This window comes from Burkholderia sp. RF4-BP95 (genome assembly GCF_001521985.1).
GTDB classification, from domain to species: Bacteria; Pseudomonadota; Gammaproteobacteria; order Burkholderiales; family Burkholderiaceae; genus Burkholderia; species Burkholderia diffusa.
The window spans coordinates 68,800-88,443 of the sequence record NZ_LOSX01000008.1 but is presented as its reverse complement, the minus strand read 5'-3'; the positions used below and the strand labels follow the sequence as shown (position 1 = coordinate 88,443).

Annotated in this window: 15 protein-coding genes; 8 read left to right on the top strand and 7 right to left on the bottom strand. The window is 68.8% G+C overall.

All coding sequences use genetic code 11. The features are described from left to right. Window positions 1-42: 42 nt before the first annotated feature. Window positions 43-594, top strand: a complete 552-nt coding sequence (locus tag WS46_RS00910) for a cob(I)yrinic acid a,c-diamide adenosyltransferase (protein WP_059535394.1) — start codon at window positions 43-45, stop codon at window positions 592-594. Between the two features lie 97 nt (window positions 595-691). Further along, the gene (gene hmpA, locus WS46_RS00905; protein WP_059689049.1) at window positions 692-1,900 is read left to right on the top strand and encodes an NO-inducible flavohemoprotein; all 1,209 of its coding nucleotides are present in this window, start codon (window positions 692-694) and stop codon (window positions 1,898-1,900) included. A 98-nt stretch (window positions 1,901-1,998) separates the two neighbouring features. On the opposite strand, the gene aroG is transcribed toward hmpA, so the two are convergent. Next, on the bottom strand, window positions 1,999-3,072 hold the full coding sequence (gene aroG / locus WS46_RS00900; RefSeq protein ID WP_059465445.1) for a 3-deoxy-7-phosphoheptulonate synthase AroG: 1,074 nt from the start codon (window positions 3,070-3,072) through the stop codon (window positions 1,999-2,001). Window positions 3,073-3,114: 42 nt separating this feature from the next. Between aroG and WS46_RS34950 the strand changes: the two genes are divergently transcribed. Further along, window positions 3,115-3,360 carry a hypothetical protein gene (locus tag WS46_RS34950; protein WP_175909131.1) on the top strand — a complete coding sequence of 82 codons (246 nt, stop codon included), beginning with the start codon at window positions 3,115-3,117 and terminating at the stop codon, window positions 3,358-3,360. Between the two features lie 110 nt (window positions 3,361-3,470). On the opposite strand, the gene tldD is transcribed toward WS46_RS34950, so the two are convergent. The 3 genes from tldD to WS46_RS00885 all read right to left on the bottom strand — a co-directional run bounded on the left by tldD (window position 3,471) and on the right by WS46_RS00885 (window position 10,109). Continuing rightward, window positions 3,471-4,937: a metalloprotease TldD gene (gene tldD / locus WS46_RS00895; RefSeq protein WP_059451318.1), complete on the bottom strand. Its 1,467-nt coding sequence runs from the start codon at window positions 4,935-4,937 to the stop codon at window positions 3,471-3,473. A 93-nt stretch (window positions 4,938-5,030) separates the two neighbouring features. After that, window positions 5,031-5,858: a carbon-nitrogen hydrolase family protein gene (locus WS46_RS00890; protein WP_059535399.1), complete on the bottom strand. Its 828-nt coding sequence runs from the start codon at window positions 5,856-5,858 to the stop codon at window positions 5,031-5,033. A gap of 51 nt (window positions 5,859-5,909) precedes the next feature. Continuing rightward, window positions 5,910-10,109 (bottom strand): YhdP family protein, encoded by a 4,200-nt coding sequence (locus tag WS46_RS00885; protein ID WP_059689048.1) that lies wholly within the window; start codon window positions 10,107-10,109, stop codon window positions 5,910-5,912. 228 nt (window positions 10,110-10,337) lie between these two features. Between WS46_RS00885 and glnE the strand changes: the two genes are divergently transcribed. Further along, complete coding sequence (gene glnE, locus WS46_RS00880; RefSeq protein ID WP_059689047.1) at window positions 10,338-13,139, top strand: bifunctional [glutamate--ammonia ligase]-adenylyl-L-tyrosine phosphorylase/[glutamate--ammonia-ligase] adenylyltransferase; 2,802 nt, start codon at window positions 10,338-10,340, stop codon at window positions 13,137-13,139. A 128-nt stretch (window positions 13,140-13,267) separates the two neighbouring features. Here glnE and recN read toward each other — a convergent pair whose 3' ends face one another. Both recN and WS46_RS00870 read right to left on the bottom strand, forming a co-directional pair. Beyond that, window positions 13,268-14,917, bottom strand: coding sequence for a DNA repair protein RecN (recN, locus tag WS46_RS00875; RefSeq protein WP_059535406.1), 1,650 nt, complete (start codon window positions 14,915-14,917; stop codon window positions 13,268-13,270). Between the two features lie 19 nt (window positions 14,918-14,936). Then, window positions 14,937-15,839 (bottom strand): NAD kinase, encoded by a 903-nt coding sequence (locus WS46_RS00870; RefSeq protein ID WP_059535408.1) that lies wholly within the window; start codon window positions 15,837-15,839, stop codon window positions 14,937-14,939. A gap of 130 nt (window positions 15,840-15,969) precedes the next feature. Here WS46_RS00870 and hrcA point away from each other — a divergent pair, with 130 nt between their 5' ends. The 3 genes from hrcA (at window position 15,970) to WS46_RS00855 (ending at window position 18,608) form a co-directional block, all read left to right on the top strand. Further along, a complete protein-coding gene (hrcA, locus tag WS46_RS00865; RefSeq protein WP_011544637.1) occupies window positions 15,970-16,992 on the top strand; it encodes a heat-inducible transcriptional repressor HrcA in 1,023 nt (340 codons plus the stop codon). Window positions 16,993-17,130: 138 nt separating this feature from the next. Beyond that, window positions 17,131-18,195, top strand: coding sequence for a ferrochelatase (gene hemH, locus WS46_RS00860; protein ID WP_059535410.1), 1,065 nt, complete (start codon window positions 17,131-17,133; stop codon window positions 18,193-18,195). Window positions 18,196-18,200: 5 nt separating this feature from the next. Beyond that, the gene (locus WS46_RS00855; RefSeq protein ID WP_059689046.1) at window positions 18,201-18,608 is read left to right on the top strand and encodes an RNA-binding S4 domain-containing protein; all 408 of its coding nucleotides are present in this window, start codon (window positions 18,201-18,203) and stop codon (window positions 18,606-18,608) included. Here the strand turns inward: WS46_RS00855 and WS46_RS35885 are convergent. Beyond that, the gene (locus WS46_RS35885; protein ID WP_006476841.1) at window positions 18,580-18,741 is read right to left on the bottom strand and encodes a hypothetical protein; all 162 of its coding nucleotides are present in this window, start codon (window positions 18,739-18,741) and stop codon (window positions 18,580-18,582) included. The two genes, WS46_RS00855 and WS46_RS35885, sit on opposite strands and share 29 nt — an antisense overlap. Window positions 18,742-19,092: 351 nt before the next feature. Here WS46_RS35885 and grpE point away from each other — a divergent pair, with 351 nt between their 5' ends. After that, a complete protein-coding gene (grpE, locus tag WS46_RS00850) occupies window positions 19,093-19,638 on the top strand; it encodes a nucleotide exchange factor GrpE (protein ID WP_059465453.1) in 546 nt (181 codons plus the stop codon). Window positions 19,639-19,644 lie beyond the last annotated feature (6 nt).

Sequence of the window (19,644 nt, the reverse complement as noted above, 5' to 3'; positions counted from 1 at the left end):
GCAACCGGGCCGCATGGCGGCCGCGCACGAGAGGACATTCGCATGGGTAACCGCTTGAGCAAGATCGCGACGCGCACGGGCGACGACGGCACCACGGGCCTCGGCGACGGACGGCGCATCGGCAAGGACGACGCGCGGATCGCCGCGATCGGCGACGTCGACGAACTGAACTCGAACCTCGGCGTGCTGCTCGCCGAGCCGCTGCCGGACGACGTGCGCACCGCGCTCGTCACGATCCAGCACGACCTGTTCGATCTCGGCGGCGAGCTGTGCATTCCCGGCCATGCGGTGCTCGACGACACGCACCTCGCGCGCCTCGACCGTTGGCTCGCCGACTACAACGCGACGCTGCCGCCGCTGAAGGAATTCATCCTGCCGGCCGGCTCGCGCGCGGCGTCGCTCGCGCACGTATGCCGGACGGTGTGCCGCCGCGCGGAGCGTTCGATCGTCGCGCTCGGGCGGAACGACGCGCTCAATGATGCGCCGCGGCGTTACGTGAACCGGCTGTCGGACCTGCTGTTCGTGCTGGCGCGCGTGCTGAACCGCGCGGGTGGCGGTTCGGACGTGCTGTGGGAGCGCGGGCGCGTTCGCTGACGCGCGGCAGCGTTGTTGCGCGCTGCGACAATTTGCCCGGGGGGCCGTCGATTTTTAAAGATGTATCGTATGGGCATGTTTAACGGAGAATACGAACATGACCCACATCACTGCTGACCAGATGGCTCGTGTGAAGGCCACTGCCCCTGTCCTCGCCGTGCACGGCGCGACGATCACGAAGCACTTCTACCAGCGCATGTTCGCGCGCCATCCGGAACTGAAGAACCTGTTCAACCAGACGCACCAGAAGACCGGCAGCCAGCCGGAAACGCTCGCGAAGGCGGTCTATGCATATGCGGCGAACATCGACAACCTCGGCGCGCTCGGCGGGGCGGTGTCGCATATCGCGCACAAGCACGCGAGCCTGAACATCCGTCCCGAGCATTACCCGATCGTCGGCGAGAACCTGCTTGCGTCGATCGTCGAAGTGCTCGGCGACGCGGTCGATCCTCAGACGCTCGAGGCATGGCGTGTCGCGTACGGCCAGCTCGCGCAGATCCTGATCGGCGCCGAGGCCGATCTGTACGCGGGCGCCGCGTGGAGCGGCTTCCGTCCGTTCAAGGTGGCCCGCAAGGTGCGTGAAAGCGACGAGATCACGTCGTTCTACCTGACGCCCGCCGACGGCGGCGAGGCGCCGACCTTCGCGCCGGGCCAGTACGTCACGGTGAAGCGTTTCGTCGGCGACCTCGGCGTCGACCAGCCGCGCCAGTACAGCCTGTCCGACGCGCCGCACGGCAAGTGGCTGCGCATCTCGGTGAAGCGCGAGGCCGGCCAGCCGGAAGCGATCCCGGCCGGCAAGGTGTCGACGCTGCTGCATGACGGCGTGGAGGAGGGCGCGATCGTCGAAGTGACCGCGCCGATGGGCGAATTCTCGCTGAAGCGCGGCGTCGATACGCCGGTCGTGCTGATCTCCGGCGGCGTCGGCCTGACGCCGATGGTGTCGATGGCATCGACGCTGGCCGGCGAAGGCAGTGCGCGCGAGGTGCGGTTCGTCCACGCATGCCGGTCGGGCGCGGTGCATGCGTTCCGCGACTGGCTGAACGATACGGTGCGCGAACACGCGAACGTGAAGCGCACGGTGCTGTACGAGCTGGTCGGCCCGAACGACCGGGGCGGCGTCGATCACGATCTCGAAGGGCGCCTGACGCCGGAACGCGTGAAGCAATACGCGCTAGTGCCGGATGCCGACTACTACGTCTGCGGCCCGATCGCGTTCATGAAGGCGCAGCGCGACGCGCTGGTCGCGCTCGGCGTCGCGCCGGCGCGCATCAATACCGAGATCTTCGGCTCGGGCGCGCTCGAGTGAGATCCTGACGGCGGCTGCCCATCAACGAAAAAGCCCGGCGCGAGCCGGGCTATTTCTTGCGGCGCAGGTGGCACGCGCCGCCTCGGCCCTGTCGGCGATCAGTTGCCGCTGCCGCGCGCGACGCGCCGTGCCTTCACCGATTCCGCGAGGCCTTCGAGCACCTTCACGCTGTCGTCCCACGCGATGCACGCGTCGGTGATGCTCTGGCCGTAGGTCAGCGGGCAGCCTTCCTTCAGGTCCTGGCGCCCCTCGACGAGGTGCGACTCGATCATCACGCCGACGATGCGCTCGTCGCCGGCCGCCACCTGGCGGCCGATGTCCGCGCACACGGGGATCTGGTTCTCGTGCTTCTTCGAGCTGTTCGCGTGGCTCGCGTCGATCATCAGGCGTGCGGCGAGGCCGGCCTTGCCGATGTCCGCGCACGCGGCGTTCACGCTGTCGGCGTCGTAGTTCGGCGTCTTGCCGCCGCGCAGGATCACGTGGCAGTCCTCGTTGCCGGCCGTCGACACGATCGCCGAGTGGCCGCCCTTGGTCACCGACAGGAAATGGTGCGGCTGCGATGCGGCCTTGATCGCGTCGACCGCGATCTTCACGTTGCCGTCGGTGCCGTTCTTGAAACCGACCGGGCACGACAGCCCCGACGCGAGCTCGCGGTGCACCTGCGACTCGGTCGTGCGCGCGCCGATCGCGCCCCACGAGATCAGGTCGGCGATGTACTGCGGGCTGATCATGTCGAGGTATTCGGTCGCGGCCGGCAGCCCCATCTCGTTGATCTGCAGCAGCAGTTCGCGCGCGGTGCGCAGCCCTTCATTGATCTTGAAGCTGTTGTCGAGGTGCGGATCGTTGATGAGCCCCTTCCAGCCGACCGTCGTGCGTGGCTTCTCGAAGTACACCCGCATCACGATTTCCAGCTCGCCCTTGAAGCGCTCGCGCTCCTTCACGAGCCGCCCCGCGTACTCGATCGCCGCCTTCGTATCGTGGATCGAACACGGCCCGATCACGACGATCAGCCGGTCGTCCATCCCGTGCAGGATGCGGTGCATCGACTGGCGCGAGTTGTAGATCAGCTCGGACGCGGCCTCGGAGCACGCGAATTCGCGGATCAGGTGGGCGGGCGGCGTCAGTTCCTTGAGTTCGCGAATGCGGACGTCGTCGGTGTTGTGCGGGGGCATGCTGTTTCTCCTAATTTTGCGGGCGCCGTTCGGTCAGTGCGCGTGCGGCAGATTCATCAATTCAAGCGATTCAGTGATTTCGGTCGGGGCCGCGGGATGCGCTGCGGCGGCGACCGGGTGGCGAAGGGCGAAAAAAAACCGCCGGGTTCGCCGGCGGTTTTTTCGGGAATTTCGGTTGCGCTTTACGCGCCATCAACCCTCTCGATCCGCCAGCGGTCTGAGATGCCAAAAAAAGTAAAAATAAAACTTGGCGGACATGACGGAGATTCGGTTCGTCAAAAAAGTTGATTCGGAATTTATACCCGGTCGCCGGGCCGCTGGCAACCGGGGACGCTCGAAAATGCGGACAATCCGCGCGTTTTCGTCAAAATGCGCGGATTGTCTGCGCCGCGATGCGGTTATGCCGTACCGCCGACCGTCATCTTGTCGATCCGCAGGGTCGGCTGGCCGACGCCGACCGGCACGCTCTGGCCTTCCTTGCCGCACACGCCGACGCCCGAGTCGAGCGACATGTCGTTGCCGATCATGCTCACGTACTTCAGCGATTCCGGGCCGCTGCCGATCAGCGTCGCGCCCTTCACCGGGTAGGTGATCTTGCCGTTCTCGATCATGTACGCCTCGGACGCCGAAAACACGAACTTGCCGTTCGTGATGTCGACCTGGCCGCCGCCGAAGTTCACCGCGTACAGGCCGTTCTTGACCGACGCGATGATTTCCTGCGGATCCTTGTCGCCGTTCAGCATGTACGTGTTGGTCATGCGCGGCATCGGCAGCGCCGCATACGACTCGCGCCGCGCGTTGCCGGTGACGGGCATCTTCATCAGGCGCGCGTTCAGCGTGTCCTGGATGTAGCCCTTCAGAATGCCGTCCTCGATCAGCGTCGTGCACTGCGTCGGGTTGCCTTCGTCGTCGATGTTCAGCGAGCCGCGGCGATTCGGCAGCGTGCCGTCGTCGACCACCGTCACGCCCTTCGCGGCGACCTGCTCGCCGATCCGGCCGGCGAACGCCGACGAACCCTTGCGGTTGAAGTCGCCCTCGAGGCCGTGGCCGATCGCCTCGTGCAGCAGCACGCCCGGCCAGCCCGGCCCGAGCACGACCGTCATCGCGCCGGCCGGGGCGGGGCGCGCGTCGAGGTTCACGAGCGCCGCGTGCACGGCGTCGTCGACGTAGCGCGACAGCACTTCGTCGGTGAAGTAGCCGTAGTCGAAGCGGCCACCGCCGCCGCCGGAGCCGATTTCGCGGCGGCCGTTCTGTTCGGCGATCACCGTGACCGACACGCGCACGAGCGGGCGGATGTCGGCGGCGAGCGCGCCGTCGCTGCGCGCGACCAGCACGACGTCGTATTCGCCGGCGAGCCCCGCCATCACCTGCGTGACGCGCGGGTCGCGACCGCGCGCCATCTGCTCGATGCGCTCGAGCAGCTTGACCTTGGCCGTCGCGTCCAGCGACGCGAGCGGATCGGACGGCAGGTACAGGTCGCGGCCCGAGATGCCCTTCAGCGACGTCGCCGCCTTGATCTTCTGGCGGCCGCCGCCGGCCGCCGCGATCGCCTTGGTGGCCGCGGCCGCCTGGGCGATGGCTTCCGGCGACAGGTCGTCCGAGTAGGCGAACGCGGTGCGGTCGCCCGCGACCGCGCGCACGCCGACGCCCTGGTCGATGCTGAAGCTGCCCGACTTCACGATGCCTTCCTCGAGGCTCCACGCTTCGCTGCGGGTCGCCTGGAAGTACAGGTCCGCGTAGTCGACGCGATGCGTGAAGATGTCGGCGATCGTGCGCGTGAGCAGGCTCTCGTCGAGGCCGTACGGCGTGAGGAGGATGTCCTTCGCCAGCGCAAGATTGCGGATGCCGGGTTCGATGATGTTCATGCGGGTATCGAGGGTTCTCAAAAAGTTGTCGGGTGCGTGCTGGGCAGATGGGTTGGCCGGGCGGCGTTTCAAGCGCCAGGGCGGATCGGATGTTCAGGCCAGCACGCGATGCCGCCACGCGGGCAGGCTCTGGCGCACGTCGGCGATGCGCTGCGGATCGAGCGCGCCGGTCACGACGCTCGCGCCTTCGTCGCGGACCGCGACGATTTCGCCCCACGGGTCGATCAGCATGCTGTGGCCCCAGGTGCGCCGGCCGTTCTCGTGCTTGCCGCCTTGCGCGGCCGCGAGCACGTAACACTGGTTCTCGACGGCCCGCGCGCGCAGCAGCATTTCCCAGTGCGCGCGGCCCGTCGTATACGTAAACGCCGACGGCACGACGATCAGCGCGCAGTCGCCCATCCTGCGATACAGCTCCGGAAAGCGCAGATCGTAACAGACCGACAGGCCGACCCGCCCGAACGGCGCGTCGAACGCGACGACCGTGTCGCCCGCGCGGATCGTGCGCGCCTCGTCGAACGATTCGTCGCCTTTCTCGAAGTTGAACAGGTGGATCTTGTCGTAGCGGGCCGCTTCGTGGCCGCTCGGGTCGAACACGAGCGTCGTGTTCAGCACGCGATCGGGTTCGGGCGCCTTCAGCGGCAGCGTGCCGCCGATCACCCAGACGCCGTGACGGTGCGCCGCCTCCGAAAGGAAGCGCTGAATCGGACCGTCGCGGTAGGGTTCGGCGAGCGCGAGCTTGTCGGTGTCGCGATGGCCCATGAAGCAGAAATACTCGGGCAGCAGCACGAGCTGCGCGCCGTCGCCGGCCGCTTCCGCGATCAGGCGGCCGGCTTCGGCGAGATTGCGTGCGACGTCCGGCGTGCTCACCATCTGCAGCGCGGCGACCCGAAAGGGCGTGGCGGAACGGGTGTGATCGGTCATCGCTGGATCGGTTGCATCATAAATGGGGTGCGGCCCGGCACCTTGCGCGCGTCAGTGGCTCGCCGCATCGGCCGGACCGTGATTCATCTTACCCTGATCGCCCCGCACCCGCTCGATGTGCGGATGCGCCCACGAGCCGGTGATCGCGTAGTCGAGCGCGAACGCGTGCGACAGCGTCTCCGACAGCGCGTAGTTCGCCGCCAGCACGCCGACGCCGAGCAGCGGATTGATGATCGCGGCCGCGATCGCGGCCGTGCCGGCGCCGATTTTCGGCGCGACGTGCGCGTGCAGGTCCTGCGTCTCGGTGCCGAGGTCGACCGCGCCGCGCACGGTCACGTTGGCCGGCGCAGTCGTCATCGAGAAGTCGTCGGTGCGTGCGATCCCGTTCGAGATCCGGCTGGTGCCCGTGATCTTGTCGAACGGCAGTCCCTTGCCGATCACGTCGCGGAAATTCAGCGTCAGGAAGCGCGCGAGACTCTGCAGGCTCAGCACGCCGAGCAGTTTCGCGGCGCCCGGATCGACCTTCAGAATCTGGCCGTGCTCCAGGTCGAGCGCGATCTGGCCGCCAAGCGACGGCAGATCGACCGCGGTCGGGCCGCCGCGCCAGCCGACCTTGCCGGTCACCGTGCCGTGGCCGTCCGCCAGCGTGCGCGGCAGGCCGACGAGGTCGAGCAGCGCGCCCGCGTTGCCGACGTCGAGCTTGAAGTCGAACACGCTGCGGCGCGGCGCATCGTTCTCGTCGACGCCGCGGGCCAGCGCGCGGCGCGACGTGCGCCAGTTGCCGGTCGCCGTCAGCTTCGCGGCCGGGTTCGCCAGTTCGAGCTTGTCGAGCTGCCACACCGGCGCGCCGTCTTCCTCGATGTTGCGCGCATTGACGACGAGCCGGCCGATGTCGTGATCGCGCGCGACGACCTGATCGACGATCAGGTCGACCGACGGCATCGGCCGGTCGGTCGGCGTCGGCAGGTTCATCGCGCGGCCGACGAGGTCGTGCTGCGCGCTCTGCGGAATCACGAGCTTCGCGAGCCGCGCATTCAGCACGCCCGCGCCGTTGTGGCCGCCGCCCGGCGCCCACGACAGGTAGCCGGAGACCTGGTTCGACGCGATGTTCGCCTGCCACAGCTCGTCGATGTGCGACGCGCCGATGATCACGTTTTCCCAGTTGCGCTTGAGCAGCTTCAGCGTGCCGAAGTGGAGCGCGAAGCGCTTCGGCGTGAAGCTCGCGACGTCGATGCGCGACGCGGTTTGCGGTTCCGGCGCGCGCGGCGCGTCGTGCTGCAGCGTGCGGGCCAGCGCGAGCCAGGCGTCGGCATCGAGTTCGTCGACGTCGACGGCGGCGCTCACCCCGTCCTGCGGCAGATCGGGCATCCGGTGGATGCCCATCGCGCCGCGCACCGCGCGCAGCGGCTGGCCGGGCGTCGCGTCGAGCAGGTAGGTCGCGGCCACGGGGCCGAGCGTCAGGTCGGCATGCTCGAGGCGCTTGCCGCCCGCCTGGGCGGCCGGCTGCAGCGTGAAGCGGAACGGCATCGGCGTGCCGGCCGGTTTCGCGAACGGCGCCGGAAAGTTGAGCGCGACGCCCGTCAGGTCGGAACGCGCGGTGACCTCCGGCAGACGGCCCGGCGCGCCGCGCACGGCGAGCTGGTACGGTGCGTCGCCGACCACGTGCTCGAGCAGCGCCGCGGCCGTGCCGCGCAGGTTCAGGCCGCGCGCGGCGTCGAGCGCGAGCTTGCCGTCGACGTCCACCGCGTACGGGCCGTGCGACTGGAAATTGCCGTTCGCGCGCACCGGGCCGCCGAGGAAGCGCCCCGACAGGCCCTGCAGCGACGCGCCGGTCTCGGAAAAACGCACGCTGCCGCGCAGCGCGGACAGCGGCGGCACGCCGTCGGTCGACAGCGTGTTGCCGCCGAACGCGAGTGCGCCTTCGACGTGGGTATGCGGATGCGGAACGTGTTGCGGAATCGTGATCTTGAGCGCGAGCGCCGCGGGCCCTTGCGCATCGATCCGCCGGCCGATGTGCCCGCTCATCGCGCCGAGCGAGCTGTTGTCCGCGTAGTCGATCAGGTCCGCGAGCGGGCCTTGCGCATGGCCGTCGATGATGAGCGGCGACTTCGACGGGTTGCCGAGATCGTCGATCCGGCCGGCAACCTTCGTCAGCGCGACGCGTTTGTAGCGCGCGCGCGCGATGTCGAAACGCAGCTTGTTCTGCGCCAGCTCGAACACGCCGTCGATCCCGTCGAGTGCGGGCCAGACGCTCGGCGTGCCGTTCGCGAGCTTGCGCGGCGGGTACGGCGTCGGCTCGAAGCGCCCGCCTGTGAACGGCGCGACGATATGGAACACGCCGGCGTCCGGCTCGTGTTCGAACGGGAATTTCTCGAGCGGGCCGCGGGCGACGATCGACGCGCCCTTGGTCACCTGGCCGTCCTGCAGCGCATGGCCGAGATAGTCGCGCAGGTGCTCGGACATCCCGGTCGGCAGGTAGCGCGGAATGCGCGCCACCGACGCGCGCGCGAAATCCGCGCGCAGGTCGAGCGAGCCGCGGCCGTGGCCGGGGTTCGTGTACGAGCCCGACACCGCGATTTCCGCATCCGGGTTCGCGACGAACAGGTCGGGCAGCGTCACGTCGACGCGCGCGTGCTTCTCGCCCGGTGCCGGCGTGATCACCCATTTCGCGTTGCCGCGCAGCCGGTCGAAGGTGAGGCGCGGCTCGTCGAATTCGCCCGGCACCGTGACCGCCGCGTTGACGGTATCGAAGTGCGCGGCGCCGCCCGTCTCGTTCGCGTCGACGCGGCCCCACAGGTTCTCGACGCCCGGCCAGCCGGCGCGCGGATGGCCGCGCGGCGAGAGGCCGGGAGGCGGCTCCTGCGCGGCGAAGCTGATGCCCTGCAGGTCGCCGAGGAAGCGGTAGCGGACGATCGGCGCGGCGCCGGTGCGACGTTCTTCGTCGGCGAGCTCGGCCCGCGCCGGCTTCGCGCGTTCGACCTCGATGTGATAATTCGACACCATTCCGCGCGGGTCGAGCTTGATCAGTTCGTTGCGCAGCCGCGCCGGCAGCGGCAGCCCGCGGATGAACTCGCTGAGGATGCCGAGATCGACGCGGTCGCCGACGACGCTCAGCAACTGCCCCTGGTCGGCGGCCGGCACGCGGTAGCGGGCGGTCAGCGTCGACAGCGCGAGCGAGCGGGCGAGCGGCGTGCCGTCCGGAAGCGGCGGCTGGCCGAGCTCCGCGTTGAAGCGCGTCAGGTGCAGCGTGTAGTCGCGGCCGGTGTCCAGCGCCATGTCCCAGCCGAAGCCGACCGTCGGCACGTCGAGGCGCGGCTGGGTCGGCCGCACGCGCAGCACGACGTCGGCGCCCTGCAGGTCGCCGCCGGCGGAGCGCAGGTGGCCGTTCTCGAAGGTCGCCCAGATTGCATTGTCGATCCGGCCCGCGTGCATCGTGAGCGGGATGTCGAGATAGCGGCCGAGCGTCTGCAGGTCGACGGGGCCGGTCGACAGATACGCGTCGCCGGTCCAGTTCGTCGGCTTGCCGATCGGCGCGAGCGGCTTGTGCCGGAAGCGCGCGCGGAAATCGAGCGGACCGAGCAGCAGGGTGCCGTTCGCGGGCGCCTGCAGCGCGGCCTTGTGCTCGTGGCCGTGGTTGAGCACCGCGAGGCGGATGCCGGACAGCGCGAGCTCCGGTGCGTCGTGCTGCGCGTCGCGCCAGCGCAGCGTGCCGTTGCGCAGCACGATCGCTTCCTGCTTCAGCAGCCACGTGCTGAACGTGTCGTTGCCGCCATGGGTGGTCGCGACGCCGACGCCCGCGATGCTCAGCGAGCCGTCGGCCGCGCGCGCGACGACGAGGTCCGGATGGTCGACGATCAGGCTCGACAGCGCGGGCGACAGCCGCAGCAGCGACATCCACGACAACGCGGCCGTCGCGTGCGGGACCGACAGCGCGATCTGGCCGTCACGGCCGCGAATGGTGAGGTTGGCGACTTCGACGCCCGGCTGCATGCCGGACCAGTGGGGGGACAGTTTGCCGATCGAAAGCTGCGCGTGGAGCTTGTCGGACACCGCGCGCTCGATGCGCGGGCGAAATTCGTCGATGCGCGGCAGCACCACGTAGCGCAGCCCGAGGAACGCGCCGGCCGCGACGAAGTACGTGCCGATCCCGACCGCCAGCGTCACCCTGAACACGCGACGCAGGACTGGATGATCGTGCTTCGGAGGTCCCGCTTCGGGCTCAGCTAAGGCGGATTCCTGACGGTCGGACATGCGGCGGAAGGGCGGCGATATGGTAGTTTTGCAGACTGACGTTGAAATGTATCACAGGGGTTCGTGCCGGCGGCCGTTGCGGCGGCGCGGCACGGGCTTTCCGGCGCGCGGTTTTCGCGGCGGCGCATCCGCGTCGCGACACCGCGCCGAGTCCACGGGGCCTGTCGGCGGCGGGGCGCGCAAGCGTTCTCCCGCGGCGGCGGGCCTTACCGCCAGGCCCGCTTTTCGATGACCGACGCTTCCGCCCTGATCAGCCCGTCCTACTCCCGCTATATCGCCCGCGCGGTGGCCGCGCGTCCCGCGCTGTCCGACCAGATCGCCGCGTGGGCCGCCGCGCCGCTCGCCCGCGCGCAGCTCGACGCGCGCCTGACCGAACTGCTCGCTTCGCCGGCCGGCGCGGCCGCGCCGGGCGACGAGCAACTGAAGCGCGCGCTGCGGCAGTTGCGTGTCGAGGTGTTCGGCGCGGTCGCGGAGCGCGACCTGCGGGGCGTCGCGAATGTCGCCGAGGTGACGTCCGCGATGACCGATCTCGCCGAGGTGGCCGTGCAGCGCTCGCTCGCGCTGCTGTCGGCCGAACTCGAGGCGATGTACGGCGAGCCGCGCGGCGCCGACGGCCAGCGCGTCGTGCTGGGCGTGGTCGGGATGGGCAAGCTCGGCGGCCGCGAGCTGAACGTGTCGTCCGACATCGACCTGATCTTCGTCTACGAGGACGATGGCGAGACGGCCGGCGGCACGCGCTCGCCGCTGTCCACCCAGGAATACTTCACGCGGCTCGGCCGGCGCCTGATCGGCGTGCTGTCCGAAGTCACGGCCGACGGCTACGTGTTTCGCGTCGACATGCGGCTGCGCCCGAACGGCGATTCGGGGCCGCTCGTGTGCAGCCTCGGGATGCTCGAGGAATATTTCTACGTGCAGGGGCGCGAATGGGAGCGCTACGCGTGGATCAAGGGGCGGCTCGTGTCGGAAGGCGACAGCGACGCGGCGCGGCGGCTCGAGTCGCAGCTCGAATCGATCGTCAAGCCGTTCGTGTACCGCCGCTATCTCGACTTCGGCGTGATCGGCGCGATCCGTTCGCTGCACCAGCAGATTCGCCAGGAAGCCGCGCGCCGCGCGTCGATGCGGCCCGACAAGGCCGACGACATCAAGCTCGGGCGCGGCGGGATCCGCGAGATCGAATTCACCGCGCAGGTGTTCCAGCTGATCCGCGGCGGCCAGGATGCGGAATTCCGCGTGCGGCCGACGCTCGCGGTGCTGCGCCATGCGCAGGCGCGTGGGCTGATCGGCGAGGACGTGCGCGAGCGCCTGACCGACGCCTACAACTTCCTGCGCACGCTCGAGCATCGGCTGCAGTACCGCGACGACGCGCAGACGCACGCGATGCCGGTCGATCCGAACGAGCGCGCGGCGCTGGCCGCGTCGCTCGGCTTTGCCGACTACGCGGCGCTGATGACGGTGCTCGACGGCTACCGCACCTTCGTCGAGGCGCAGTTCGACCAGATCTTTGCCGACAAGGCGAACGGCGGCCCTTGCGCGGCGGGCGAGGACACCACTGCGTCGTGGATCTGGAGCGGGGCGCTCGCCGACGACGGCGAAGACGACGCGCTGCGCGCGCGCCTCGACGGCCTCGGCTTCAGCGATCCGGCGACCGTGCTCGCGCGGCTGCGCGCGATCTGGCAGTCGTCGCGCTACGCGGGCCTGCCGGAAAAGAGCCGGCAACGCTTCGACAGCGTCGCGCAGCGCGCGCTCGAGGCCGCGCCGCGGATCGACGCCGCGCGCCGCGACGACACCATCGTGCGGCTGTTCGACCTGCTCGAGACGGTCAGCCGGCGCGGCGTCTATCTCGCGCTGCTGACCGAGTATCCGGCCGCGCTCGATCGCGTGCTGTCGGTGCTCGGCGCGACGCGCTGGGGCGGCGGCTACCTGATCCGCCATCCACAACTGCTCGACGAACTGCTCGACGACGAAGCGATCGCGAGCCCGTTCGACTGGCCGGCGTTCAAGGACGCATTGCGTGCGCGCCTGACGGCCGCCGACGGCCCCGAGCAGCAGATGGACCTGCTGCGGCATGCGCAGCACGCGGAGGTGTTCCGCATCCTGCTGATCGATCTGGCGGGCCAGCTGTCGGTCGAGCACGTGAGCGATCGTCTGTCGGAGCTCGCCGACGCGGTGCTCGACGTGACGATCGAGGTGGTCTGGTCGCAGCTCGCGAAGCGCCACCGCGACGTGCCGAAGTTCGCGGTGATCGCGTACGGCAAGCTCGGCGGCAAGGAGCTCGGCTACGCGTCGGATCTCGACCTGATCTTCCTGTACGACGACCCCGACGAGCGCTCGGCGGACGTCTACACGACCTTCACGCGACGGCTGATCACGTGGCTCACGACCGCGACCGGCGCGGGCGCGCTGTTCGACATCGACCTGCGGCTGCGGCCGAACGGCGAGGCCGGACTGCTCGTGACCGATCTCGACGCGTTCCGCCGCTACCAGCTGCGCGAGGGCGACGCCGCGAACACCGCGTGGGTGTGGGAGCACCAGGCGCTGACGCGTGCCCGCTACAGCGCGGGCGACACGCAGATCGGCGCGGACTTCGAGGCGATCCGCCAGCAGGTGCTGACGACGCCGCGCGATGGGGCGGTGCTCGCGAAGGAGATCGTCGACATGCGCGGCAAGGTGTTCGCCGGCCACCCGAACCAGACGGACCTGTTCGACCTGAAGCACGATCGCGGCGGGATGGTCGACATCGAATTCATCGTCCAGTACTGGGTGCTGCTGCATGCGTCGAGCGATGCCGAGCTGATCCGCAACACCGGCAACATCGCGCTGCTGCGCGAGGTCGCCCGGTTCGGGCTGATGGGCGAGGACGAAGCCGAACGTGTCGGCGCCGCGTACCGCAAGTACCGGAAGCTGCAGCACAAGCTGCGGCTCGACGGGATGGAAAAGGCGCGGGTCGATCCGGCGCTGGTGGCCGACGAGCGGGCGGCCGTGACGGCGTTGTGGGAGCGGGTGTTCGGCGCGGTCGAAACGGGTGTTTGAGTCGGGCGTTGGAATCGAGCGTTCGAATCACCGGGGCAGGGCGGGTGCGATCGGGCGGCCGCTGTTGCCGATGAAACAAGACCGGCGCATGCGCCGGTCTTGTTTCATTCGCGACCCGGGTGCCCGCGTCAGGCCGCCAGCATTTCCTTCGCGTGCTTGCGCGTCGTCGCGGTGATCTCGAGCCCACCGAGCATGCGGGCGACTTCCTCGACCCGGCTCGCCTTGTCGAGCGGGACGACCGACGAGACGGTGCCGCCGCGGTCGTCGGCACCCTTCGCGACCTGGAAGTGATGGTCGCCGCGCGCGGCGACCTGCGGCAGGTGCGTCACGCACAGTACCTGGCGGTCACGCCCGAGCTGATGCAGCAGGCGGCCGACCACCTCGGCGACGCCGCCGCCGATGCCCGTGTCGACTTCGTCGAAAATCAGCGTCGGCGTCGGGCTGGCGGCGCTCGCGATCACCGCGAGCGCAAGGCTGATCCGTGCGAGTTCGCCGCCCGACGCGACTTTCGCGAGCGGCCGCAGCGGCACGCCGGGGTGCCCCGCGACCCGGAATTCGACCTGCTCGAGCCCGTGCGGGCCGCCGTCGGCGAGCGGCACGAGCGCGACTTCGAAGCTGCCGCCTGCCATCGACAGTTCCTGCATGCCCGCCGTGACGGCCGTGCCGAGCGCCTTCGCGGCCTGCGCGCGCGCCTTCGACAGGTGTTTCGCGTCGGTGAGATAGGCTTCCCATGCCTTGGCCTGCGCGGCCTCGAGCGCGCCGAGATCGGCGGCTGCGTCGAGCGCGGCGAGCTGCGCGCGGCGTGCCGCATGTTCCTCGTGCAGCGTGTCGGGCGGCAGCCGGAACTTGCGGGCGGTCGAGTGCAGCGCGTCGAGGCGCGTCTCGACCTGCGCGAGCCGGGCCGGGTCGAGATCGAGGCGCTGCGCGTAGTGCGACAGCGAATAGACGGCTTCCTGCAGCTGGATCTCGGCCGGTTCGAGCGATGCGAGCGCGTCGCCGAGCCCCGAGTCGTAGTCGGCCAGGCTGCGCAGTTTCGACACGATCGCGCCGAGCTGCGGGAGCATCGCGTCGTCGGCCTCGGACAGCGCGTTGAGCGCACCCTGCACGCCGGCGATCAGGTTCGCCGAATGCGACAGGCGCTTGTGCTCGCTGCCGACTTCGTCCCATTCGCCCGGTTGCGGTGCGAGCTTGTCGAGCTCGGCGAGCTGCCATGCGAGCTTCTCGCGTTCGAGCTGCAGTTCGCGCTCGTGCGCCTTCGCGGCGTCGATCGCCTGCGTCGCGTCGCGCCAGACGCGCCACGCGCGTGCGACGTTCGCGGCATCGGCGACGAGCCCCGCGTGCGTATCGAACAGCTCGCGCTGCGCATCGGGGCGCATCAGCAGCTGGTGCGCGTGCTGGCCGTGGATGTCGACCAGCATCTCGCCGAGCTCGCGCAACTGCGCGAGCGTCGCGCTGGTGCCGTTGATGAATGCGCGCGAGCGGCCGTTCGCGTCGATCACGCGGCGCAGCATCACGGTGTCCTCGGCGTCGAATGCGTGTTCGTCGAGCCAGCGCGCGACGCGGTCGTGCGGCGTGAATTCGGCGGTGATGTCGGCGCGGCCGCAGCCGGCGCGCACGACGCTCGCGTCGGCGCGTTCGCCGAGGGCGAGGGCGAGGGCGTCGATCAGGATCGATTTGCCGGCGCCGGTTTCGCCGGAAAAGACGGTGAAGCCGCTGTCGAATTCGAGATCGAGCGCGGCGACGATGACGAAGTCGCGAATCGAGAGGTGGCGAAGCATGGTGTCGGGCTCGGGTGCGTCAGGACGCCTTGTCGTCTTCGTTCGATGCGTGTTCGTTCCAGTGCAGCTTCTTGCGCAGCGTCGCGTAATAGCTGTAGCCGACCGGATGCAGGAACGGCACCGTATGCTTCGAGCGGCGCACCTCGATCGTGTCGTTCAGCTCCAGTGCGGTAAACGATTGCATGTCGAAGTTCACGTTGACGTCGCGGCCGCCGACGATCTGGATTGCGATCTTCGAATCGTCGGGCAGCACGATCGGCCGGTTCGACAGCGCATGCGGCGCGATCGGCACGAGCACGATGCCCTGGAGTTGCGGGTGCAGGATCGGCCCGGCCGACGACAGCGCGTACGCGGTCGAGCCGGTCGGCGTGGCGACGATCAGGCCGTCCGAACGCTGGTTGTACATGTACCGGCCGTCGACCGACGCACGCAATTCGACCATGCCGGAAAAGCCGCTGCGGTTCACGACGACGTCGTTGAACGCGAGTGCGTGGTAGATCGGTTCGCCGTCGCGCACGATCCGGGCCTCGAGCAGCGAGCGCTCCTCGCGCTCGAACTTGCCCGACAGGATCACCGGGACGCGCGCCTGCATGTCGGCCGCCGCGATGTCCGTAATGAAGCCGAGCCGCCCGTGGTTGATCCCGATCAGCGGTGTCTTGTACGGCGCGAGCTGGCGGCCGATGCCGAGCATCGTGCCGTCGCCGCCGAGCACGACCGCCACGTCCGCGCGCGCGCCGATTTCAGCCGGAGTGAGCGCCGGATAGCCGGAGATGCCGATCTCGCGCGCGGTTTCGGCTTCGAACACGACCTCGAAGCCGAGCTTCGCGATGCAGCCAGCCAGCGTGGCGAGCGGCTCGGCGATGCCGGGCGTGTTGCTCCGGCCCACGAGCGCGACAGTATTGAACTGATTACCGGTTTTCATGCCGGCATTACACCATAGCTCGTTGACGAAAAGAACCGGCTGTGTGAAGACGGGGCCGGATCGGTCAGCCCGCGCGACAGTGGCCGCGGCCACTCGCCGTGCTCGCGCGGTTGCGCTAAAATTTTCCACCATGCTAGATCCTCGCGCACGAACCCTCCTGAAAACCCTGATCGAACGGTATATCGCCGACGGTCAGCCGGTCGGCTCGCGCACGTTGTCCCGTTACTCGGGGCTCGAGCTGAGCCCGGCAACGATCCGCAACGTGATGTCCGACCTGGAGGAGCTCGGCCTCGTGTCGAGCCCACACACGTCGGCCGGCCGCGTGCCGACGCCGCGCGGCTATCGCCTGTTCGTCGACACGATGCTGACGGTCGAGGCGCCGATCGATGCCGAGGCCGTCGCGCGCCAGGTGCAGAACACGCTGCAGGCCGGCGAACCGCAGCAGCGGGTGGTGGCCGCCGCGGCGAGCGTGCTGTCCAACCTGTCGCAGTTCGCGGGTGTCGTGCTGACGCCGCGCCGCAGCCACGTGTTCAAGCAGATCGAGTTCATGCGGCTGTCGGACAAGCGCATCCTGCTGATCATCGTCACGCCCGAGGGCGACGTGCAGAACCGGATGCTCGCGACGCCGCGCGACTATTCGCCGTCGCAGCTCACCGAGGCGTCCAACTACATCAATGCGCATTTCGCCGGGTTGTCGTTCGACGAGGTGCGCCGCCGCCTGCGTGACGAGATCGACCAGCTGCGCGGCGACATGACCACGCTGATGCATGCGGCCGTGACGGCCAGCACCGAGGTGCCCGACACTGAGGACACCGTGCTCATTTCCGGCGAGCGCAACCTGCTCGAAGTGGCGGATCTGTCGTCCGACATGGCGCGGCTGCGCAAGCTGTTCGACGTGTTTGACCAAAAGACGGGCCTCCTGCAATTGCTCGACGTGTCGAGCCACGCCCAGGGCGTGCAGATCTTCATCGGCGGCGAATCGACGCTGGTGCCGATCGAGGAAATGAGCGTCGTGACCGCGCCCTACGAGGTGAACGGCCAGATCGTCGGCACGCTCGGCGTGATCGGCCCGACCCGCATGGCGTACAACCGCGTGATTCCGATCGTCGACATCACCGCGCGGCTGCTGTCGCTCACGCTGAGCCAGCAATAACCCGAACCGATACCGTTCCGCCATCGTGCCGCGACGCCGCGTGCGCCGCCAGTCGGCCGAACGGCCAGCCGACCCGAGCGAGGCGGCCCGCTATAATTGAGGGCCGTCCGACTGCGTGCCCCGAGCACGTTCCTGCCCATGCGTTTCGATCTTGAACCGCCTTCGAGCGTTGCGGCCGCCCATCGCATCGGCGTGCTGCTGATCAATCTCGGCACGCCCGACGCTCCGACGCCGCGCGCGGTGCGGCGCTATCTGGCCGAATTCCTGTCGGATCCCCGCGTCGTCGAAATCCCGCAGGTCGTCTGGCAGGTGCTGCTGCGCACGCTGATCCTGCCGCTGCGCGGCCGCGCGTCCGCGAAGAAATACGCGGCCGTCTGGATGCCCGAGGGCTCGCCGCTGCGCGTGTACACCGAGCGTCAGACCGAAGGCGTGCGCCACCTGCTCGCATCGAACGACTACCAGGTGACGGTCGACTACGCGATGCGCTACGGCAGCCCGGGCATTGCGCAGGCACTCGCGCAGTTCAAGCGCGCGGGCGTCGAGCGCGTGCTGCTGATGCCGATGTATCCGCAATATTCGGCGTCCACCACCGCGACCGCGTTCGATGCCGCATTCGCCGCGCTCGCGCGGATGCGCAACCAGCCGGAAGTGCGCACGGTGCGGCAATATGCCGACCATCCCGCCTACATCCATGCGCTCGCCGAGCAGGTGCGCCAGTACTGGGCGCAGCACGGCCGGCCCGACTTCGCGGCCGGCGACAAGCTCGTGCTGAGCTTTCACGGGGTGCCGAAACGCACGCTCGACCTGGGCGACCCCTATCATGAACAGTGCCAGCAGACGGGCGCGCTGCTGATGGCCGCGCTCGGGCTGTCGACGCTCGAGTGCCGCGTGACGTTCCAGTCGCGCTTCGGCAAGGCCGAGTGGCTGCAACCGTACACGGCGCCGACGCTGCGCGAACTCGGTGAGGCCGGCGTGCGGCGAGCGGACGTGTTCTGTCCCGGTTTTACGGCCGATTGTCTGGAGACGATCGAGGAGATCGGGATGGAGGTGCGCGACGAATTCATCGCAGGCGGCGGCCAGGCCTTCCACCGGATTCCGTGCCTGAACGGCGCGCCCGCGTGGATCGGCGCGGTGGGCGAAATCGTAGCCGAGAATCTGCAGGGCTGGCCGGTGAAGGCCGCACAGCCCGAAACGGTGAGTTGAGCGCGATGAACTACAAGATTTCGACGGAACCCGGCGCGAAGCTGCGCATCGACAAATGGCTATGGGTAGCGCGCTTCTTCAAGACGCGCTCGCTCGCGTCCGACGCGGTCGACAAGGGCCACGTGAAGATCGGCGGTGCGGCCGTCAAGCCGGCGAAGGACGTGCGCGTCGGCGACGAGGTCGAGATTGCGATCGACGGTGTCGTCTGGCACATTGCCGTGCTGGGCATTTGCGACGTGCGCGGGCCCGCGAGCATCGCGCAGACGCTTTACGAGGAAACGGAAGCGGGGCGCGTCGCGCGGCTCGCCGAACTGGAGCGGCGCCGCACGTATCGCGAGCCGGCGGCGGAACTGCACGGCCGGCCGACCAAGCGCGACCGGCGCATCATCGACAGATTTTCTGGTGGGAGCTGAACATCTGGTCGAAGGTCGCCCGCGCGCTTCCGTATTCGGTCGTGCGGTCGGTCACGGCTCCGGACAGGCAGATGGTGGTGGTGCCGGCAATCAGTACCAGCGCGACCACCGATATGGCAAAGGTCAGTTTCACGGTACTCGCCTCGATGGGACGGTGAATGCAGCGCCAGGTGGATGTCAGGCGGCGGTAAGCTAGGGTAAACGCGCTTTCTCGACGCTTGAGTGGAGTGTAGTGCAGCCCCCTGTGCCGGGCTAGTACTTGCCTGGTAAGCGTTGTTACAGGCCGTTTCGTCCAATCTGGCGACAAATGCGCGCAATCGGGCGACGCGCAGCGCGGTTGTTTCGCGGTATTGGCGAATGCCGGCGAATAACCCCCTTGAAATCGCAGTTTTCGCCCTTATTTGCACCAACAATGTGCGGTGCCGCCGGCATACGGTCCGGCGGTTGCCGATTTGGCTTCAACCTCTAATCGACTTTCAGCGACATGGAAAACACGCAAGAGAACCCGGCTACCCAATCGGCCGAAGACATCGGCAGCGAGAAGCAGGCGGCGCAAGGCGCTGCTCCCGCCGCCGAAGCAGCCGACGCGGCGCTCGCGGAGGCTCAAGCCAAGGTCGCCGAGCTGCAGGAGAGCTTCCTCCGGGCGAAGGCCGAGACCGAGAACGTCCGCCGCCGTGCGCAGGAAGATGTCTCGAAGGCACACAAGTTTGCGATCGAAGGCTTCGCGGAGCATCTGCTGCCCGTGCTGGACAGCCTCGAGGCCGCCGTCAGCGACACGTCCGGCGACATCACGAAGGTGCGCGAAGGCGTCGAGCTGACGCTGCGCCAGCTGACGAGCGCGCTCGAGAAGGGCCGCGTCGTCGCGATCAACCCGGTCGGCGAGAAGTTCGATCCGCACCAGCACCAGGCGATTTCGATGGTGCCGGCCGATCAGGAGCCGAATACTGTCGTGACGGTCCTCCAAAAGGGCTACACGATCGCGGACCGCGTGCTGCGCCCGGCGCTCGTCACGGTCGCCCAGCCGAAGTAAGGCTGC